Origin of the sequence: Actinoplanes sp. GCM10030250 (genome assembly GCF_042666575.1) — a bacterium.
Taxonomy (GTDB): domain Bacteria; phylum Actinomycetota; class Actinomycetes; order Mycobacteriales; family Micromonosporaceae; genus Actinoplanes.
Map to the genome: position 1 here is coordinate 58,864 of NZ_JBHTDO010000030.1, position 13,828 is coordinate 72,691.

The window sequence follows — 13,828 nt, forward strand, 5'->3', positions numbered from 1 at the left end:
ACACACGTGGTCCACCGTCCGGTGTCAACGCGGCAAGTCTGTGTGCGCTACCGGGCCGGCCGTCTCCGGGAGGGGTGGCGCGGCTAACGCTGGTGCGCGGCGTAGGTCAGGTGTGTCGCCCGTGGCGACGGCTCGGAACGGATCAGCTCGAGGGCGACCCGGGACGCGTCCACGCCATCGAACAGGCGCGTGCCGGCGCCGAACAGCACGGGCGAGAGCGCGATCGAGAACTCGTCGACCAGGCCGGCGTTCAGGTACTGCAGGATCGTCGCGGCGCCGCCGGCGATGCGGACGTCGCGGTCGCCGGCGGCCTCGCGGGCCCGGTCGAGCGCGCTCTGGATGCCGTCGTTGACGAAGTGGAACGTGGTGCCGCCGGCCCGCTCCCAGGGGTCACGCTTCTCGTGCGTCACCACGAAGACCGGGGTGTGGAACGGTGCGTTCTCCGGCCACGACCGCTCACCGGCGTCGAACATGCGCTTGCCCATGACGCTCGCACCGGTGCGCTCGAACGTCTCCCGCACGATGTCGTTGTCGCGCCCCTCCTCACCGCCCTCGCCGATTCCCAGGTTCTCCCGCATGAACCGCTGCGGGAAGACCCATGCCTGCAACTCCATCCACTGCTTCCCCATCAGGTGCTCGGGGGGCGCGGGCGCGATGAACCCGTCCAGTGACATCGACACGCTGAAGAACACTTTCCCGGCCATCAGCCCTGCGCTCCCTTCCGGACGCTCCCGGCTTCCTTTCGGACGATCTCGGTTACGTAGGCAGCCAGGTTGCTCAGGGTTTGCCGGCCGCCCTCGATCGCGTGGTACTTCTCGACCGCGTCGTCGCGCAGTTCCTTGGTGGGGAACACCGTGCGCATCACGATCCGGGTCGCCGCACCGTCGGGTTCGAACGTCAGCACCGACGTGAAGGCGTTCGGGTCGTCGCGGGACTCACCGTGCAGCATCGCGATCCGCTCCGGCGGGACGATCCCGGTCCAGGTGATCCACTCCTGGTAGTCGGTCCCGTCCGGCCCGTGCATCACGAAATCCCAGATCCCGCCGACCTGGAACGCGAAGGACCGCGTGGTGGTGGTGAAACCCTCTGGACCCCACCACTGCGCCAGGTGCCGCACCTCGGTGAACGCCCGGAACACCAGCTCCCGCGGTGCGTCGACGACCCGCGAGATCACGATCTCCCGGTCGGCCGTGGCCGGCTCCGCCGCCGTTTCCTGCCCTGTCCCTGCCATCGGTCATTCCTCCTGCTGTGTCTGCTTCAGGTCCTGCACGTAGGCGTCCAGCCGGTCGAAGCTCTCGTTCCAGAATTGTTCGAACCCGCCGGTCCACTCGTGGATCGGCCGCAGCCCGCGGGCGTCCAGTCCGTAGAGGCGCTGCTTGCCCGCCTCGCGGACCCGGACCAGCCCCACCTCCCGCAGCACCCGCAGGTGCTTGGACGCACCGGGCTGGCTCATCCCCAGCTCCCGGGCCAGGTCGGTCACCGGCCACTCACCAGCCCGCAGCAGCGCCAGGATGTCCCGGCGCTGCGGCTCGGCGATCGCGTTGAACACGTCTGACGTCGTCGCTGCTCGTGCCACGACAGCCACCATATTCCAATAACGGTATGCGTCAAGCCGGCGACCGTTGACGCCCCTTCTGTCGAATCAAGGACGGCGTGGCCGCGGTCGCTGCCGGACACTCGGGCGAGCCGTTGCCGTGGGTTTCGGCGAAGCGAAGGGCGGGACAGCGCACGCCCGGGACAGAGGCCTCGTCGGGATCGGCGGCACGGAGATCGGCCGGGCCACGGGCACGCTGCGGCAGGGAGGCAAGGCAGTGCTTCGCGAACATGTCCGCTTCGACGCCGTCCTGGCCCTGGTCGCCGCCGTCACCCTGTGCGGGGCGATCGGGCTGATATATGCGGATCATGACTGGGCGGCGGCGGGCGCTGGGCGGTGCCGGGTGGTGCCGGGTGGTGGCCGGGCCGTCAGGCTGACGGACGCCGGGTGCTGCCGCCGGCGAACCATTCACCAGTCGCGCCAGGTGTCCGTCAACTCGGCCCGGCCGAGTTGACGGCGCGCGGTCAGCGCCGACACATCCACTCCGGCGGCGGTCAGCACGGCGTCGACATACTCGGCGAGTTCCTCGCGCTCCCCGGTCTCGATCGCCCCATGCGGCTCATCAGCGGCATTAAGGCCCTTCACGACGGTCTCGACCGCTGCCCAGATCGCCTCGTCGGACGTCGGGTCGACGGCCGCGACGTCCCGCTCGTAGTCGGCGAGGACGGTGTCGACCGCCACGGTGAACGCCGGCGGCCACAGGTGAATCGCATACGCCTTGTCCGGCGCCAGGGTGCCGCCGGTGACGGCAGCTTCCTGCGCCGCGACCTGGTCTCGCCAGCGCACGGTGGGTCTCTGCATCATGGCCGCAGAATACGAGTCGGCTACGACATTTCAGGTGCAGTTGCGGGTGCCCCGCTTGACCGCGCCGGGCCAGGCCGCCCGCACGCCCCCCGGCCCCGGGTACTTCGTGAACTTGATCTGCAGGCAGTCGCCCTGCTCGTAGTAGCGTGCGGCGGCGAGAGCGAGCAGGCCGGCGGCGGGTGCGACGGCTCCGCCGCAGACCACGGCGAGGGTTCCGGCCGAGAAGACGCCGCAGGCGCCGGCCGCGATGCCGATGACGGCGCCGGCGTCGCGTGCGTTCCGCGTCTGGGCGCGGTCGATGCGCACCGTGCAGGTCAGATGGCCGCAATCACCCTGAAACGGTGGCGACGCCTGGGCGGCCGGCGGCGAGATCACCACCATCGCACCGGTCGTCATCAGCGTGGTGATCGCTGAGGCCGCCATTCGCCGTAAGGAAAAGTTACGCATACCGCTGTCCCCCTCGATATTCCTTGCCCTACGGAAACAAACTGTGCTCTCCAGCGCATCCGAAGGAAAGGTCTCGATAAGGGGTCACCCGGCAAGGTGATTTCGGGCTGGCCCGGCCGCGCATCGATGCGTCATTGCGACAAGTCGAGAATCTGATGAAGAGGGTCCGAGCCCGGGTGGGGGCGGTAAGACTTGCCGGTATGAGTGTGAACGTCGGTGACGAGATGACGAGGCTGCTGGGCGTGCTTCGGCACGAGCCGACGGACAAATGGGTCCGTGGCAGGCTCGGCGGCCGGCTGGTGGCCGACAGCCGTGCCGCATTGCTGCTGTGGGAACCGCGCCGCATCGTGCCCACGTACGCCGTGCCGGAAAAGGATGTCCGGGCCGAACTCGTACCCTGTGTGCCCTCTCCGGACGTTGACGTGCCGGTGCTGCATCCCGGCATTCCGTTCGCTGTGCACTCGACACCCGGGCAGGCGTATGACGTGCGCCTGGGGGACGAGGTCCGCGAGCGCGCCGCGTTCCGCCCGGACGACGCTGACCTCGCCGGTCACGTCGTGTTCGATTTTGATGCGTTCGACTGGACGGAGGAGGACGAGCCCGTGTTCGCCCACCCACGGGACCCGTTCTCCCGCGTCGACGCGCGGCGCAGCAGCCGGCACGTGCGCATCGAGCGGGACGGTGTGCTGCTCGCCGAGTCGCACAGCCCGACACTCGTCTTCGAGACGAAGCTGCACCCGCGCTTCTACCTGCCTCGCAAGGACGTCAGAGCGGAGGTTCTGCCCAGCGAGATGGTGACGGCCTGTCCGTACAAGGGCCGCGCCACGTACCTGTCGTTTCCGGTCGGCGAGAATCTGGCCTGGACCTACCCGGACCCGCTGCCTGAGGCCTCGCCGCTCGCCGGTCTGGTCGCGTTCTTCGACGAGGTTGTCGACGTGACCGTCGACGGCGTGCCCCGGGAGCGGCCCGATTCGCCGGTCGCCAAGGTCATGAAGGACGAGTTCGGCCTCTCCTGAAGGCGCGGGAAGGGAGCCAGGAAGCTGCGACGGCGCCGGCGCGGCTGCCGGGCAGGGCCGCTCATCCTGATGGGGCCGGGCGGGTGAGCCCGGCCCCGTGAGGATCAGCCGATGTGGAACGAGTCGCCGTAGACCTTGAAGTCCAGCGGCGTGTTCAGGTTGAAGTTGCCGTTGTTCAGGAAGACCCGCTGGGCGGTGTCGATCCGGGTGACGTCCGAGTGGGCCGGCTCCTTCTTCATCTCGATGACCCGCTCGTCGAGGAACGCGTTCAGCCAGGTGCGCTCGTCGCCGCCCTGCGCCGGGGGCTTGGCCTTGGCCAGGGCCCGGCTGCGGATCGACCGCATGCCGCTGTAGCCGTGCACGACGGCGGCGTCGTAGTAAGCGAACTGCCCGAGGGCGCGGACGCCGTCGGACTTGCCGTCGCGGACCGACGGGTTGAAGTACACCCGGTCCCGCTCCGCCTCCTGTGCGGCCTGGAACACCGAGTCGGCAGCCGCGGTCTTCCAGTCCCTGGTGAAGTTCGGGTCGAGACCGGCGTGCGACGCGGTGCCGTTCACGTTGCGCAGCGCCGGGAGGTATTTCGCCAGCACGTTCGAGGGCTTGGTGGCGGTGTACGCCTCGACGAGCTCGAGCATGTCGCCGGTGCCCGAGCAGAAGCCGATGATGCCGGCGGTGTAACCGCGGCCGTCGTTGATGTCCTCGATGTAGGCGAACTGCGCCCGCCAGTTCAGTGACGAGTTCTCGGCCGCCGAGACGATCTGCATGGCGACGTCCTTCTTCGCCGGGTTGTCGAGGTTGGTGCCGGTTGTTGGCGGAGTGCTGGTGGGCGGTGTCGTCGGGGCCGAACCGCCGGGCAGTGTCCAGGTCTGGTTGGCCGTGGCGGAGCACGTCCAGATCTGCAGCCGGGTGCCGTTGGCGGTGCTCTTGTCCGTGACGTCGAGACACTTGCCGGACCCGGCGTTGACCAGTGCGCCGTTACTGGCGGTCCACTTCTGGGCGCCGGAGGCGTTGCAGTCGTACAGCTGGACCTTGGTGCCGTTGGCCGTGGCGGCGGCGGCCACGTCCAGGCACTTGCCCAGGGCGCGCAGGGTGCCGTCGCTGTTGCCGGTGGTCCAGTGCTGTGCGGCGGAGTTGTTGCAGTCGTAGAGCTGGATGGCGGTGCCGTTGGCGGTCGCCGCGGCGGCGACGTCGATGCATTTGCCACCCAGGCCGGTGATCGGGCCGGCCGCGGCGGCACTGGCCGGAAGCAATCCGTAGATCGCGGCCGTACCGGCGATGACCAGGCCTGAGGTGGCATACGCGACCGTCTTCACGCGAATCATGGCGCTCCTGGAGAGGGGGATGGTGGGGGGCTAGCGCGTACTGGGGGCGGACTCTACGACTGTTAAGTAGCTTTATCAATACCCGTCGATCAGGGGAGCGCGCCCTTGACGAAGGTCGATGAGATGCCTGAGGATGACGAACTGTTAAGCACTCTGCCCATGAGTCAGGAGCCCCGATGGCGCGTGTGGCCGGCTCCTCCAAGCTGCTGCGCGCGATCAACGAGAGTGCGGTGCTCGAGCTTCTGCTCGACCCCGGCCTGCTGACCCGGGCCGACCTGCGCAAGGTGACGGCACTGTCCACGCCGACGATCTCCGATACGCTGCGCCGCCTGACCGGGGCCGGCCTGATCAACGTCGTGGGGTATGCCAGCGGCCGGCCGGGGCCGAACGCCGAGATCTACGCGGCCAACCCGGATGCGGCCTTCGCCGTTGCCGTCTCCGTCCGCGACGTCGGTACGAGCGGGGCCCCGTCAGTGGCCGCCGCGCTCTGCGATCTGACCGGTAAGGTTCGCGCACGATTCGAGTCGCGCATCGACTTCCTCAGCGCCGACCCGGTGTCCACCGTGGCCGGTGTGGTCTCCCGGCTGCGCCACCAGGGTGGCATCCCGGGCGAGCGGATCCGGCACGTGCAGCTCGGCGTGCCGGGGTCGTACGACGCGAGGACGGAGGCGATTCGCCTTGTCGACGTGCCCGGCTTCGCGCGTCCCGGTCTGGTGCCGGAGATCGCCGCGGCACTCGGCACGCGCGTCGGCGTCGACAACGACGTCAACCTGGCCGCGGTGGCCGAGCGGCGGCGTGGCGCCGGCCACGGCGCGGAGAACTTCGCCCTGCTCTGGATCGGCGAGGACGGCCTCGGCCTGGCGATCGACATCAACGGGACGCTGCTGCGCGGCACCCGTGGCGGCGCCGGCGAGATCGGCTACGTGCCGCTCTACTCGCCGGACTCACCGCACCGCAAGCTGGACCTGCAGAACCTGTTCGGCGGCGCCGCGATCATGGAACTGGCCCGGGACAACGGCATCGCCGGTGACACCCCTGCCGCGGTGGTCGCCGCGGCCGGCTCCGGCGAGTTCCTCGCCACCCTGGCCGACCGCATCGTGATCGGCGTGGCCGCGGTGACCGCGGTCCTCGACCCCTACCTCGTGGTGCTCGCCGGCCCGATCGCCCAGGCCGGCGGCGACACCCTGCTGGCCGCGGTGACCAGCGCCTTCCAGCGCGCCGCGCCGCTGGAGAGCTCGATCACCATCACCGCTGTCGACGACGACGCGGTGCTGCTCGGTGCTCTCGACGCCGGCCTCGCCGCGATCCGGGAGGTCCTGATCACCGCGGCGCGCGACGGCTGAGAGCCGTCGGTTGTCACCGATGCGGCCGGCGGCCGGCTTCCACGCGTACCGGAAGAAGTCTTGTGGTGTGGTCTGAGGTCATTCGGCTCGCACGGTGTCGATGTCGACGACACCCGGGTTGATGTAGATCCACAGGATGCGGACGTCGGCGAGCGCGGCACTGTCGCACGACATCGCGGACAACAGGTCGATGGTCGCGGTGGTCGTCGAGTCCTGGTTGATCCAGGTGAAGTTCGACTGGCACCACGCCTGACCGGCGCCGGTCTGTACCGCGATCGCCGCGTTGGTGCCCGCCGCCGGGCTGGTCCGCAGGTCGTACTTCAGCGTCGCGTGGGTGGACAGATCGACCGGCTCGGCGAAGGTGACACCGAACCAGCCGCCGTCGGCCGCGGTGACGCGCAGGCCGTGGGAGCCCCCGGTGGCGAACTCCGTGGTCTGCTCGACCGTGCCGCCGTTGGCCTGCCAGGGCGCTGACGCCCAGCCCTCGGTGCCGGTCTCGAAGGAGGCGAGCACCGCCGCCGCGGCCGGGTCCGGCTTCACGGTGACTGTCACGGTGGCCACATTCGACAGCCGGCCGGCCTGATCCTTGACCGTGTAGGAGGCGACGGCGTGGCCGGTGAAGCCGCTGACCGGTGCGAAGGTGAGTGCGCCGGAGGCGGCCGCGGTGAAGGTGCCGCCGCTGACGGTCAGCGTCCGTTGCCGCTGCGGCGCGACCGGATCGAGGTCCAGGCCGGCCGGCTGAATCCTGCTGCGGTAGCCGATGTCGTTCGCGGTCGGCTGCAGGGTGACCGCGGTGTCGAACTCGGTCACCGCGGTGTCATGGTCGGCGACCGGCGGCAGTGAGCGCTGTCCTGACTCGATCTCGTGGGTGGCGTTGGTGATGGTCGTGCACACGGGGCTGGGGCAGTAGACGGTGAAGCCGTCGTAGTCCGGGTAGAGGGTGCCGTCGTCCTGCGATCCGGAGAGGATCCAGTAGAGGAAGCCGTTGCCGCCGGTGCGGGTGAACTCATCGAGCCACTGCTGGTAGACCGGGTTGCGGGTGTTCTTGTTCTTCCACCCGAACTCGCCCAGCATCACGGCCTTGCCGAGCTCCTTGGCCACCCGGTTGTGCCGGGCGATGTACTCCGCGCCCCACTGCGGGGTGCGGTTGCCCCAGCCGTCCGGGTAGAGGTGGTACGACATCACGTCGATCGCCGGCAGCTTGGCCAGGGCGATGCTGTCGACGCCTTCGCCGCAGTTGTCGATCCAGTCCGGTGCGTCCGGGCCGTCGCAGAAGAAGCCCTCGTCACCGACACTGACCAGGTGCTTGGCGTCGACGGACTTGATGTGCTGCGACATCTCGCCGGCCCACGCGGTGAGCGTCCCGGTGGTGCAGTTCGTGCTCTGCGGGTAGACGCCCGAGCCCTTGCACCGCGGCTCGTTGCCCAGCTCCCAGGTCATGATCGTGGGGTCGTCCTTGTACTTCACCCCGGTGATCGTGTTGGTGCGGTTCAGCATGTGGTCGATGTACTCCCGGTACCAGCCCTTGATCACCGGGTCGGTGTAGAAGTCGTCGTGGTACGCGCCGCCGCGCCAGCGTACGTATTGATCGATGCCGCCGAAGTCGGACCAGTTGTTGGTGAGCGGAAGCACGAGCTTCTGGCCGTGCCGCCGGGCCGAGTCGATGACGTAGTCGAGCCGCTCGAGACCGTTGGGGCCGTCGTTGAAAGCGGGCTTCTCGCCGTCCCAGTACTGGAAGTAGACGCCGTCGGGGGCCGGTGCCACCGAGTTCGTGCCGTCGGCGTTGCCGATCGCGCCGAACGCCCAGGTGCGCATCACGGTGAAGTCCGCGGCCTGGGCGTCGGCGAACACGTCGTCGACCATGGCCCGGCTCTTGTAGAACAGGTAGTAGTTGTTGGTTCCGCCGAAGCGGAACGTCTTCCCATTCAGCTTGAGCCGATGGCCGTCGCGCGTCACGAAGCCGGCCTGCGGGCTGTCCGGCGGTGTCCCCGGTGCCGCGGCGGCTGGTGCGGTTGCGGCGAACGAAGCGATCACGGCCGCCAGGACTGCGGCGATGCGACTCCTCATCCGAGGTCTCCTCGACGTCAACGGCATGCCGTATCGACTTTGGCCGATGTCAAGGTAGGCCCCGGCTGAGCGCCGGGTCAACGACCCGGGTACAGAAAGTTAGCGAATTTAAGATAGGGCACTCTCTGCGGCAGCAACCTCGTGGAGCGTGCTGAGCACACCCGGCCGCGGCACGATCGCCAACGAGGTGAACGGCAGCGCCGCACTGTCCGCCACCTCCGCGTGGGCGGTCGGCGCCCAGCAGGACGCCACCAGTGGGCGATCGACCTTCATCGCCTTCCAGGTGGTTTGACTCCAGCCGTCCGGCGGTCCGGTGGCGTGAAGCGGCCGGACCGCCGGAGGGGCACTGTTTCGAGCGGGGCGGCGATTGATTCCGGTGGTGTGGCGGCGCGGGCGTGCCGGTCCGGTGGCATCGCTGGCCCGGAACGCTCTCGTACGTCATTCGCGTTTCCGAACGAGCTCGCACGTTTGGGCATAGCCTGATCGGGATTGTAGCTGATTGCCGGACTCATCTGCCCGGCGGGACAGAGGATCCCATGGCGCTGATCTTGGTCACGTCACTGTTCGCCCTGGTCCTGTTGTGGGTGTCGTGGCGATACCTGCGACGCCGGGACCCGCTGCTGCGCGACGTGATGTGGATGTTCGCGTCGGTGGCCATGCTGTTCGTTCTGGGTGTGACCCGGGCGTTCGTCGGTTCGCTGTCGCGCGGGGTGATGGTCGTGGCGATAGCGATGTTGCTGGCGAAGCCGTTGTTGACGCTCCGGGTGGTGAGCCGGTTGCGCCCGGTGCCGTCGCGGTGGTGGCTGCTGGCGGTGGGTGCCTGGCTGATCACCACGCTGCCGGTCCTGGCGTCGTCACAGGGGCCGGTGTCGCGGCCCCAGGTGTGGCCGGCGGTGATCGTGTTCTTCACTGTGGAACTGCTGGCGGCGTGGCTGCTGGCCGGGCACGCGCGCCATCATGGCGGCGCCGCGCGGGTCCGGTTGTGGTGCGCGGCGGCGGCCACCGGCCTGTTCGGTGTCGCGTTGCTGCTGTCCACCGGCGGCGATGTGACCCGGCTGCAATCGCGCGGGCTGGCCATGATCTCCGGGGTGCTGTATCTACTGGCGTTCGTACCGCCTGGCTGGCTGCGTCACCGGTGGGCGCGGGAGGCCGCGTACACGGTGACGCGCCGGTTGCTGGCCACACCACCCGACGAGCCGGCCGCTCGCACGTGGCGGCGGTACTGCGACGGTGCCACCGAAGTGCTCGGGGCCGACGCCGTGGTGGTGGTGATGCCGGCCGGCGGGGAGGCGGTGCGGGTGGCCGGCAGCGGCAACGCGTCCTTCAGCGGTCTGGAATGCACCCGTGCCGGTCTCGACGAGGTGCTGGCCGTTCCGGACACCATCGACGCCCTGGCGGGATGGACCCATCCGCCGGCGGTGGCGGTCATGTTCGCGCAGGCCAGCGACACCCGGTATGTGACCGTCGCGCCGGTGCCGGGCGCGGACGGGCGCGGCGCGGTGCTGTTGCTCAGCCGCTATCGCAGCCTGTTCGCCGAGGACGACGTCGCGGCGTTCACCGAGCTGGCGGTACAGGCCGCGGCGCTGGCCGGACGGGCGCACGCCCTCGCGGAGCGCGAACGGCTGGCGGTGATCGTGGAGTCCTCACACGACGCGATCATCGGCAAGACCTTCGACGGTGTGATCACCAGCTGGAACGGCGGTGCCCAGCGGCTCTACGGCTACCACGCCGACGAGGTGGTCGGCCGGCACGCGTCCCTGCTGTTCCCGCCGGGGCAGCAGGACACCGAAGCGCGGTTCATGGCCCGCATCGCAGGCGGGGAGCGTATCGACCAGCTGCGGGTGAAACGCCGCCGCAAGGACGGCGCCGTGATCACCGTGTCGCTGACCCTGTCACCGATCACCGACGATGACGGGCGGGTCGCGGGCGTGGCGTCGGTGTCGCGGGACATCAGCGAACGCCAGCGCGCGGAGGCTATGTTCGAAGGCCTGCTGGAAGCCGCCCCGGACGCGATCATCGGGGTGACCCACGACGGCACCATCACGCTGATCAACGCCCAGGCCGAACGGCTGTTCGGCTATAAGCGCGAGGAACTCGTGGGCCAGAGCGTCGACATCCTCGTCCCCGAGCGGCTGCGCGGCGGGCATCCGCACCAGCGTGACGGCTACTTCGCCCATCCCCGCCGCCGGCCGATGGGCGCCGGCGCCGCACTGGCCGCCGTGCGTAAGGACGGCAGCGAGTTCCCCGCCGAGATCAGCCTCTCCTCGGTGACCACCGACCGGGGCATGATCGTGACCACGGCGATCCGCGACGTCACCGACCGGCTGATCGCCCAGGCCGAACGCGAACGCCTCATCACCCAGGCCGAACGCGACGCCGCCGAGCACCGCCTGCAGCACACCCGCCGATTGGAGAGCCTCGGCCAGCTCGCCGGCGGCGTGGCACACGACTTCAACAACATCCTCGCCGTGATCAGCAACTACGCCGAGATGATCTCCGAAACTCTCGACATGCCGGCTCCGGCTCCGGACGACCTGGCCGACGCGCGGAGAGACTGCGGTCAGATCAGCCGGGCGGCCGAGCGCGCCACCCGGCTGACCAAACAGTTGCTCGCCTTCGGCCGCCGCGACATCACCCAGGCCGAGGTCCTGAACCTCAACCACGTCATCGGTGACGTCGAACCCATGCTGCGGCGCAGCATCGGCGAACACATCCACCTGATCACCGCCCTGGACCGGGATCTGTGGCCGGTACACGCCGACCCCGGCCAGGTCGAGCAGATCCTGGTCAACCTCGCTGTCAACGCCCGCGACGCGATGCCCGGCGGCGGCACTCTGTCCATCGACACCAGCAACGCCGAGATCGGCGACGACGACCTGACCAGCTCGCCCCTGGCCGTGGGCCGCTACGTGCGCGTCCGGATCAGCGACACCGGCAGCGGCATGCCACCGGAAGTGATCGACCGCGCCTTCGAGCCGTTCTACACCACCAAGCCCAAAGGCTCCGGCACCGGCCTGGGCCTGGCCACCGTGTACGGCATCGCCACCGCCGCCGGCGGCGACGTGCACCTGTACTCCGAGAACGGCATCGGCACCACGGTCACTGTCATCCTGCCCGCCGTCGACGCCGACCTCGACCCCGCCGTCGACGCCGACGTCGTGACCGCCGCCCCGGTCGTCAGGGAAGCACCGCACGAGACGATCCTGATGGTCGAGGACGAGGACGATCTGCGCGTGATCACCGGCCGGATCCTGACCCGCGCCGGCTACCACGTTCTGGCCGCCAGCGGCGGCGAGCAGGCCCTGCACCTCGCCCAAACCCACCCGGACCGCATCCACCTGCTGCTCACCGACGTGATCATGCCGAAGATGACCGGCAACGAGGTCGCCGCTCGCATCCGCGCCATCCGGCCCGGCATCCCGGTGCTGTACATGTCCGGCTACGCCGAACCCGTCCTCACCGAGAACGGCACTCTGCCCGAAGGCATCACCATCGTCGAGAAACCCTTCACCAGCCGTGAGCTACTCAACCGGGTCCACGCTTTTGTGCACCCGCCGGCCGTCGCCACGCACACCACCGCCCAGCCCGCGCCGAAACAGAACACCCACACGAGTTGATCGAGCACACCGGTGGAATCCCGACGTCCACGATCGGGGCGCGAAGCAGATGCCGTGACGGTCCTACGGCCGGGTACACGTCGACTTACTCCGTGGACCCGGCCGTGGCGACACCCGTTACGGCCGCTATCGGATCGGCGCCGATTGCCGGGGCGCCGGCCGGTCAATCTCCAGGCGTACCCGGCGATGCGGCGGGCCGGGATTTCGTCTCGGCTGTGCAGTCGCCCAGCTTGGCTCCGAGTTCATCGGGCTCGGTGGGGGCGGCGGATTTGCAGGACAAGCCGGACTCCAGGTTCTCGATACGTTCTCTAATGGTGGTCAGCAGCTTCAGCGAGGTCGCTGCCCGGTGGCGATTGGTCTGCGCCAGGTCGGGGAGCGCGGGCTCCAGCTGCTGCTCCTGCGCCGTGACGAAGCTGTCGAGGGTGCCGAGCGGACGCGGGTCCCGCTTTTCGGCGACACTGCTGGTCAGCAGCCGTACACCCCTGCGGGTGTCGGCGTCCATGTCGTCGAGCACGGTGCCGAAACTGGAATCGGCGCCGTCCATGGCGACGGCCTCGGCCAGCCGGTTCTTCGCGAAGTCCAGTGACAGCTGGCCCCGGCTGACGTCGGATCCGGCGATCGCCAGCTGGGCTCGCTCGGTGGAACGCTTGACGCTGTACAGGGCGTCGCCGGGTGAGGCGTTCTCGCTTGCCGCGGAAATTCCGGAGACGGCCATCGCGCCGGCGGCGACGCCGATCACGATCGCTCCCCGGGCGCGGATCCGGCGGCCGAAGATCGGGCGCGGAGTTTTACCGTCCGCGGGATCCACGACCGGCTCGAGCCCGCCGCCGCCGTCGGCGGTCCGGCCGATGCCGTCTCGTTCGGCTGTAGCCGCCAGCATGGCGCGGAGTCCGTTCTTGAACTCCGCGTCGATGGAGATCGCGGGCGCTGAAGTGGCCAGATCGCGGGTGACTTCGACCAGTTGTTCGAGGTGGGGATCGTCGCCGTCAACCGAGTGGAGCAGGGGCGCGTCGCGGTCGGTCAAGGCCGCGAATCGGGTCGCCCGGCGACCCCTTCTGTGCCCGGAGAAGTTCGGCAGCTGGGGAGCCATCGCGACCACGGCCCGGTATTGCAGGGCCCTGATGGTGCCCTCACTCTTGCCCATGGTGTGTGCGGTCTCGGCAACCGAGAAGCCCTGCAGGAACCGGAGCACGACGCATTCCTGCTGCTCAGGGTTGAGCTGCTTCACCGCGGCGAGGAGGGCACCATCGGCGCCCGGGACGTCGCCGGTGGTGACCTCGAGGCGGTACCGGCCCGACTTGAAGTGGTCGGCGACCAGGCTGCGGGCGATGGTCACGAGCCGGGCGCCGAAATCACAGCCCTGCCAGGTGAAGCTGCCGATCCGCTTGAGCGCCCGCAGGAAGGTGTCCACGGTCAGGTCCTCGGCGAGCTGGCGGTTGCCGACCCGGAAGTAGACGAACCGGAAGACAGTGTCCACGTACCTGTCGTAGATCAGTACGAACGCCTCGGAATCGCCGGCCTGCGCGCGCTCGACCAGCGCCCACACCTCGGCGATCGCGTCCTCAGGATTCGGGTGCACGGCGCGGTGCCGAGCCCGGAATTCGTCGGCTGCGGCCTC

At 69.3% G+C, this 13,828-nt stretch carries 12 protein-coding genes and 1 pseudogene; 4 read left to right on the forward strand and 9 right to left on the reverse strand.

Going from position 1 to position 13,828, the window contains the following annotated elements; genetic code table 11:
- Positions 1 to 83: 83 nt before the first annotated feature.
- The 5 genes from ACFQV6_RS31590 to ACFQV6_RS31610 all read right to left on the reverse strand — a co-directional run bounded on the left by ACFQV6_RS31590 (position 84) and on the right by ACFQV6_RS31610 (position 2,821).
- Positions 84 to 704 carry a dihydrofolate reductase family protein gene (locus ACFQV6_RS31590; protein ID WP_378031289.1) on the reverse strand — a complete coding sequence of 207 codons (621 nt, stop codon included), beginning with the start codon at positions 702 to 704 and terminating at the stop codon, positions 84 to 86.
- The gene (locus ACFQV6_RS31595; protein ID WP_378031290.1) at positions 704 to 1,231 is read right to left on the reverse strand and encodes an SRPBCC family protein; all 528 of its coding nucleotides are present in this window, start codon (positions 1,229 to 1,231) and stop codon (positions 704 to 706) included. Before ACFQV6_RS31595 ends, ACFQV6_RS31590 begins: the two co-directional genes overlap by 1 nt.
- Before the next feature lie 3 nt (positions 1,232 to 1,234).
- Positions 1,235 to 1,576, reverse strand: a complete 342-nt coding sequence (locus ACFQV6_RS31600; RefSeq protein WP_378031291.1) for an ArsR/SmtB family transcription factor — start codon at positions 1,574 to 1,576, stop codon at positions 1,235 to 1,237.
- 426 nt (positions 1,577 to 2,002) lie between these two features.
- Entirely contained in the window at positions 2,003 to 2,398 is a 396-nt protein-coding gene (locus ACFQV6_RS31605; protein ID WP_378031292.1) for a hypothetical protein, read from the reverse strand.
- Positions 2,399 to 2,428: 30 nt separating this feature from the next.
- Positions 2,429 to 2,821: a hypothetical protein gene (locus ACFQV6_RS31610; protein ID WP_378031293.1), complete on the reverse strand. Its 393-nt coding sequence runs from the start codon at positions 2,819 to 2,821 to the stop codon at positions 2,429 to 2,431.
- Between the two features lie 224 nt (positions 2,822 to 3,045).
- Between ACFQV6_RS31610 and ACFQV6_RS31615 the strand changes: the two genes are divergently transcribed.
- A complete protein-coding gene (locus tag ACFQV6_RS31615) occupies positions 3,046 to 3,861 on the forward strand; it encodes a DUF427 domain-containing protein (RefSeq protein ID WP_378031294.1) in 816 nt (271 codons plus the stop codon).
- Positions 3,862 to 3,965: 104 nt separating this feature from the next.
- Here the strand turns inward: ACFQV6_RS31615 and ACFQV6_RS31620 are convergent, their stop codons facing one another.
- Positions 3,966 to 5,183, reverse strand: a complete 1,218-nt coding sequence (locus ACFQV6_RS31620) for a chitosanase (protein WP_378031295.1) — start codon at positions 5,181 to 5,183, stop codon at positions 3,966 to 3,968.
- Between the two features lie 176 nt (positions 5,184 to 5,359).
- Between ACFQV6_RS31620 and ACFQV6_RS31625 the strand changes: the two genes are divergently transcribed.
- Positions 5,360 to 6,526 carry an ROK family protein gene (locus tag ACFQV6_RS31625; protein ID WP_378031296.1) on the forward strand — a complete coding sequence of 389 codons (1,167 nt, stop codon included), beginning with the start codon at positions 5,360 to 5,362 and terminating at the stop codon, positions 6,524 to 6,526.
- A gap of 78 nt (positions 6,527 to 6,604) precedes the next feature.
- On the opposite strand, the gene ACFQV6_RS31630 is transcribed toward ACFQV6_RS31625, so the two are convergent.
- Positions 6,605 to 8,593: a cellulase family glycosylhydrolase gene (locus ACFQV6_RS31630; RefSeq protein ID WP_378031297.1), complete on the reverse strand. Its 1,989-nt coding sequence runs from the start codon at positions 8,591 to 8,593 to the stop codon at positions 6,605 to 6,607.
- A gap of 148 nt (positions 8,594 to 8,741) precedes the next feature.
- Here ACFQV6_RS31630 and ACFQV6_RS31635 point away from each other — a divergent pair, with 148 nt between their 5' ends.
- Positions 8,742 to 8,885: a hypothetical protein gene (locus ACFQV6_RS31635; RefSeq protein ID WP_378031298.1), complete on the forward strand. Its 144-nt coding sequence runs from the start codon at positions 8,742 to 8,744 to the stop codon at positions 8,883 to 8,885.
- A 244-nt stretch (positions 8,886 to 9,129) separates the two neighbouring features.
- On the forward strand, positions 9,130 to 12,210 hold the full coding sequence (locus tag ACFQV6_RS31640) for a PAS domain S-box protein (protein ID WP_378031299.1): 3,081 nt from the start codon (positions 9,130 to 9,132) through the stop codon (positions 12,208 to 12,210).
- Positions 12,211 to 12,373: 163 nt separating this feature from the next.
- On the opposite strand, the gene ACFQV6_RS31645 is transcribed toward ACFQV6_RS31640, so the two are convergent.
- Both ACFQV6_RS31645 and ACFQV6_RS31650 read right to left on the reverse strand, forming a co-directional pair.
- Positions 12,374 to 13,300 (reverse strand): DUF5667 domain-containing protein, encoded by a 927-nt coding sequence (locus ACFQV6_RS31645; protein WP_378031360.1) that lies wholly within the window; start codon positions 13,298 to 13,300, stop codon positions 12,374 to 12,376.
- Positions 13,283 to 13,762, reverse strand: a pseudogene (locus ACFQV6_RS31650) (sigma factor); the annotation flags it as partial. The pseudogene ACFQV6_RS31650 and the gene ACFQV6_RS31645, both read right to left, overlap by 18 nt.
- Positions 13,763 to 13,828 lie beyond the last annotated feature (66 nt).

Coding starts and splice junctions, on each gene's coding strand:
- ACFQV6_RS31625 (WP_378031296.1), top strand. CDS start 5,360: ATGGCGCGTGTGGCCGGCTCCTCCAAGCTGCTGCGCGCGATCAACGAG.
- ACFQV6_RS31615 (WP_378031294.1), top strand. CDS start 3,046: ATGAGTGTGAACGTCGGTGACGAGATGACGAGGCTGCTGGGCGTGCTT.
- ACFQV6_RS31605 (WP_378031292.1), bottom strand. CDS start 2,398: ATGATGCAGAGACCCACCGTGCGCTGGCGAGACCAGGTCGCGGCGCAG.
- ACFQV6_RS31620 (WP_378031295.1), bottom strand. CDS start 5,183: ATGATTCGCGTGAAGACGGTCGCGTATGCCACCTCAGGCCTGGTCATC.
- ACFQV6_RS31590 (WP_378031289.1), bottom strand. CDS start 704: ATGGCCGGGAAAGTGTTCTTCAGCGTGTCGATGTCACTGGACGGGTTC.
- ACFQV6_RS31610 (WP_378031293.1), bottom strand. CDS start 2,821: ATGGCGGCCTCAGCGATCACCACGCTGATGACGACCGGTGCGATGGTG.
- ACFQV6_RS31645 (WP_378031360.1), bottom strand. CDS start 13,300: ATGGCTCCCCAGCTGCCGAACTTCTCCGGGCACAGAAGGGGTCGCCGG.
- ACFQV6_RS31630 (WP_378031297.1), bottom strand. CDS start 8,593: ATGAGGAGTCGCATCGCCGCAGTCCTGGCGGCCGTGATCGCTTCGTTC.
- ACFQV6_RS31595 (WP_378031290.1), bottom strand. CDS start 1,231: ATGGCAGGGACAGGGCAGGAAACGGCGGCGGAGCCGGCCACGGCCGAC.
- ACFQV6_RS31640 (WP_378031299.1), top strand. CDS start 9,130: ATGGCGCTGATCTTGGTCACGTCACTGTTCGCCCTGGTCCTGTTGTGG.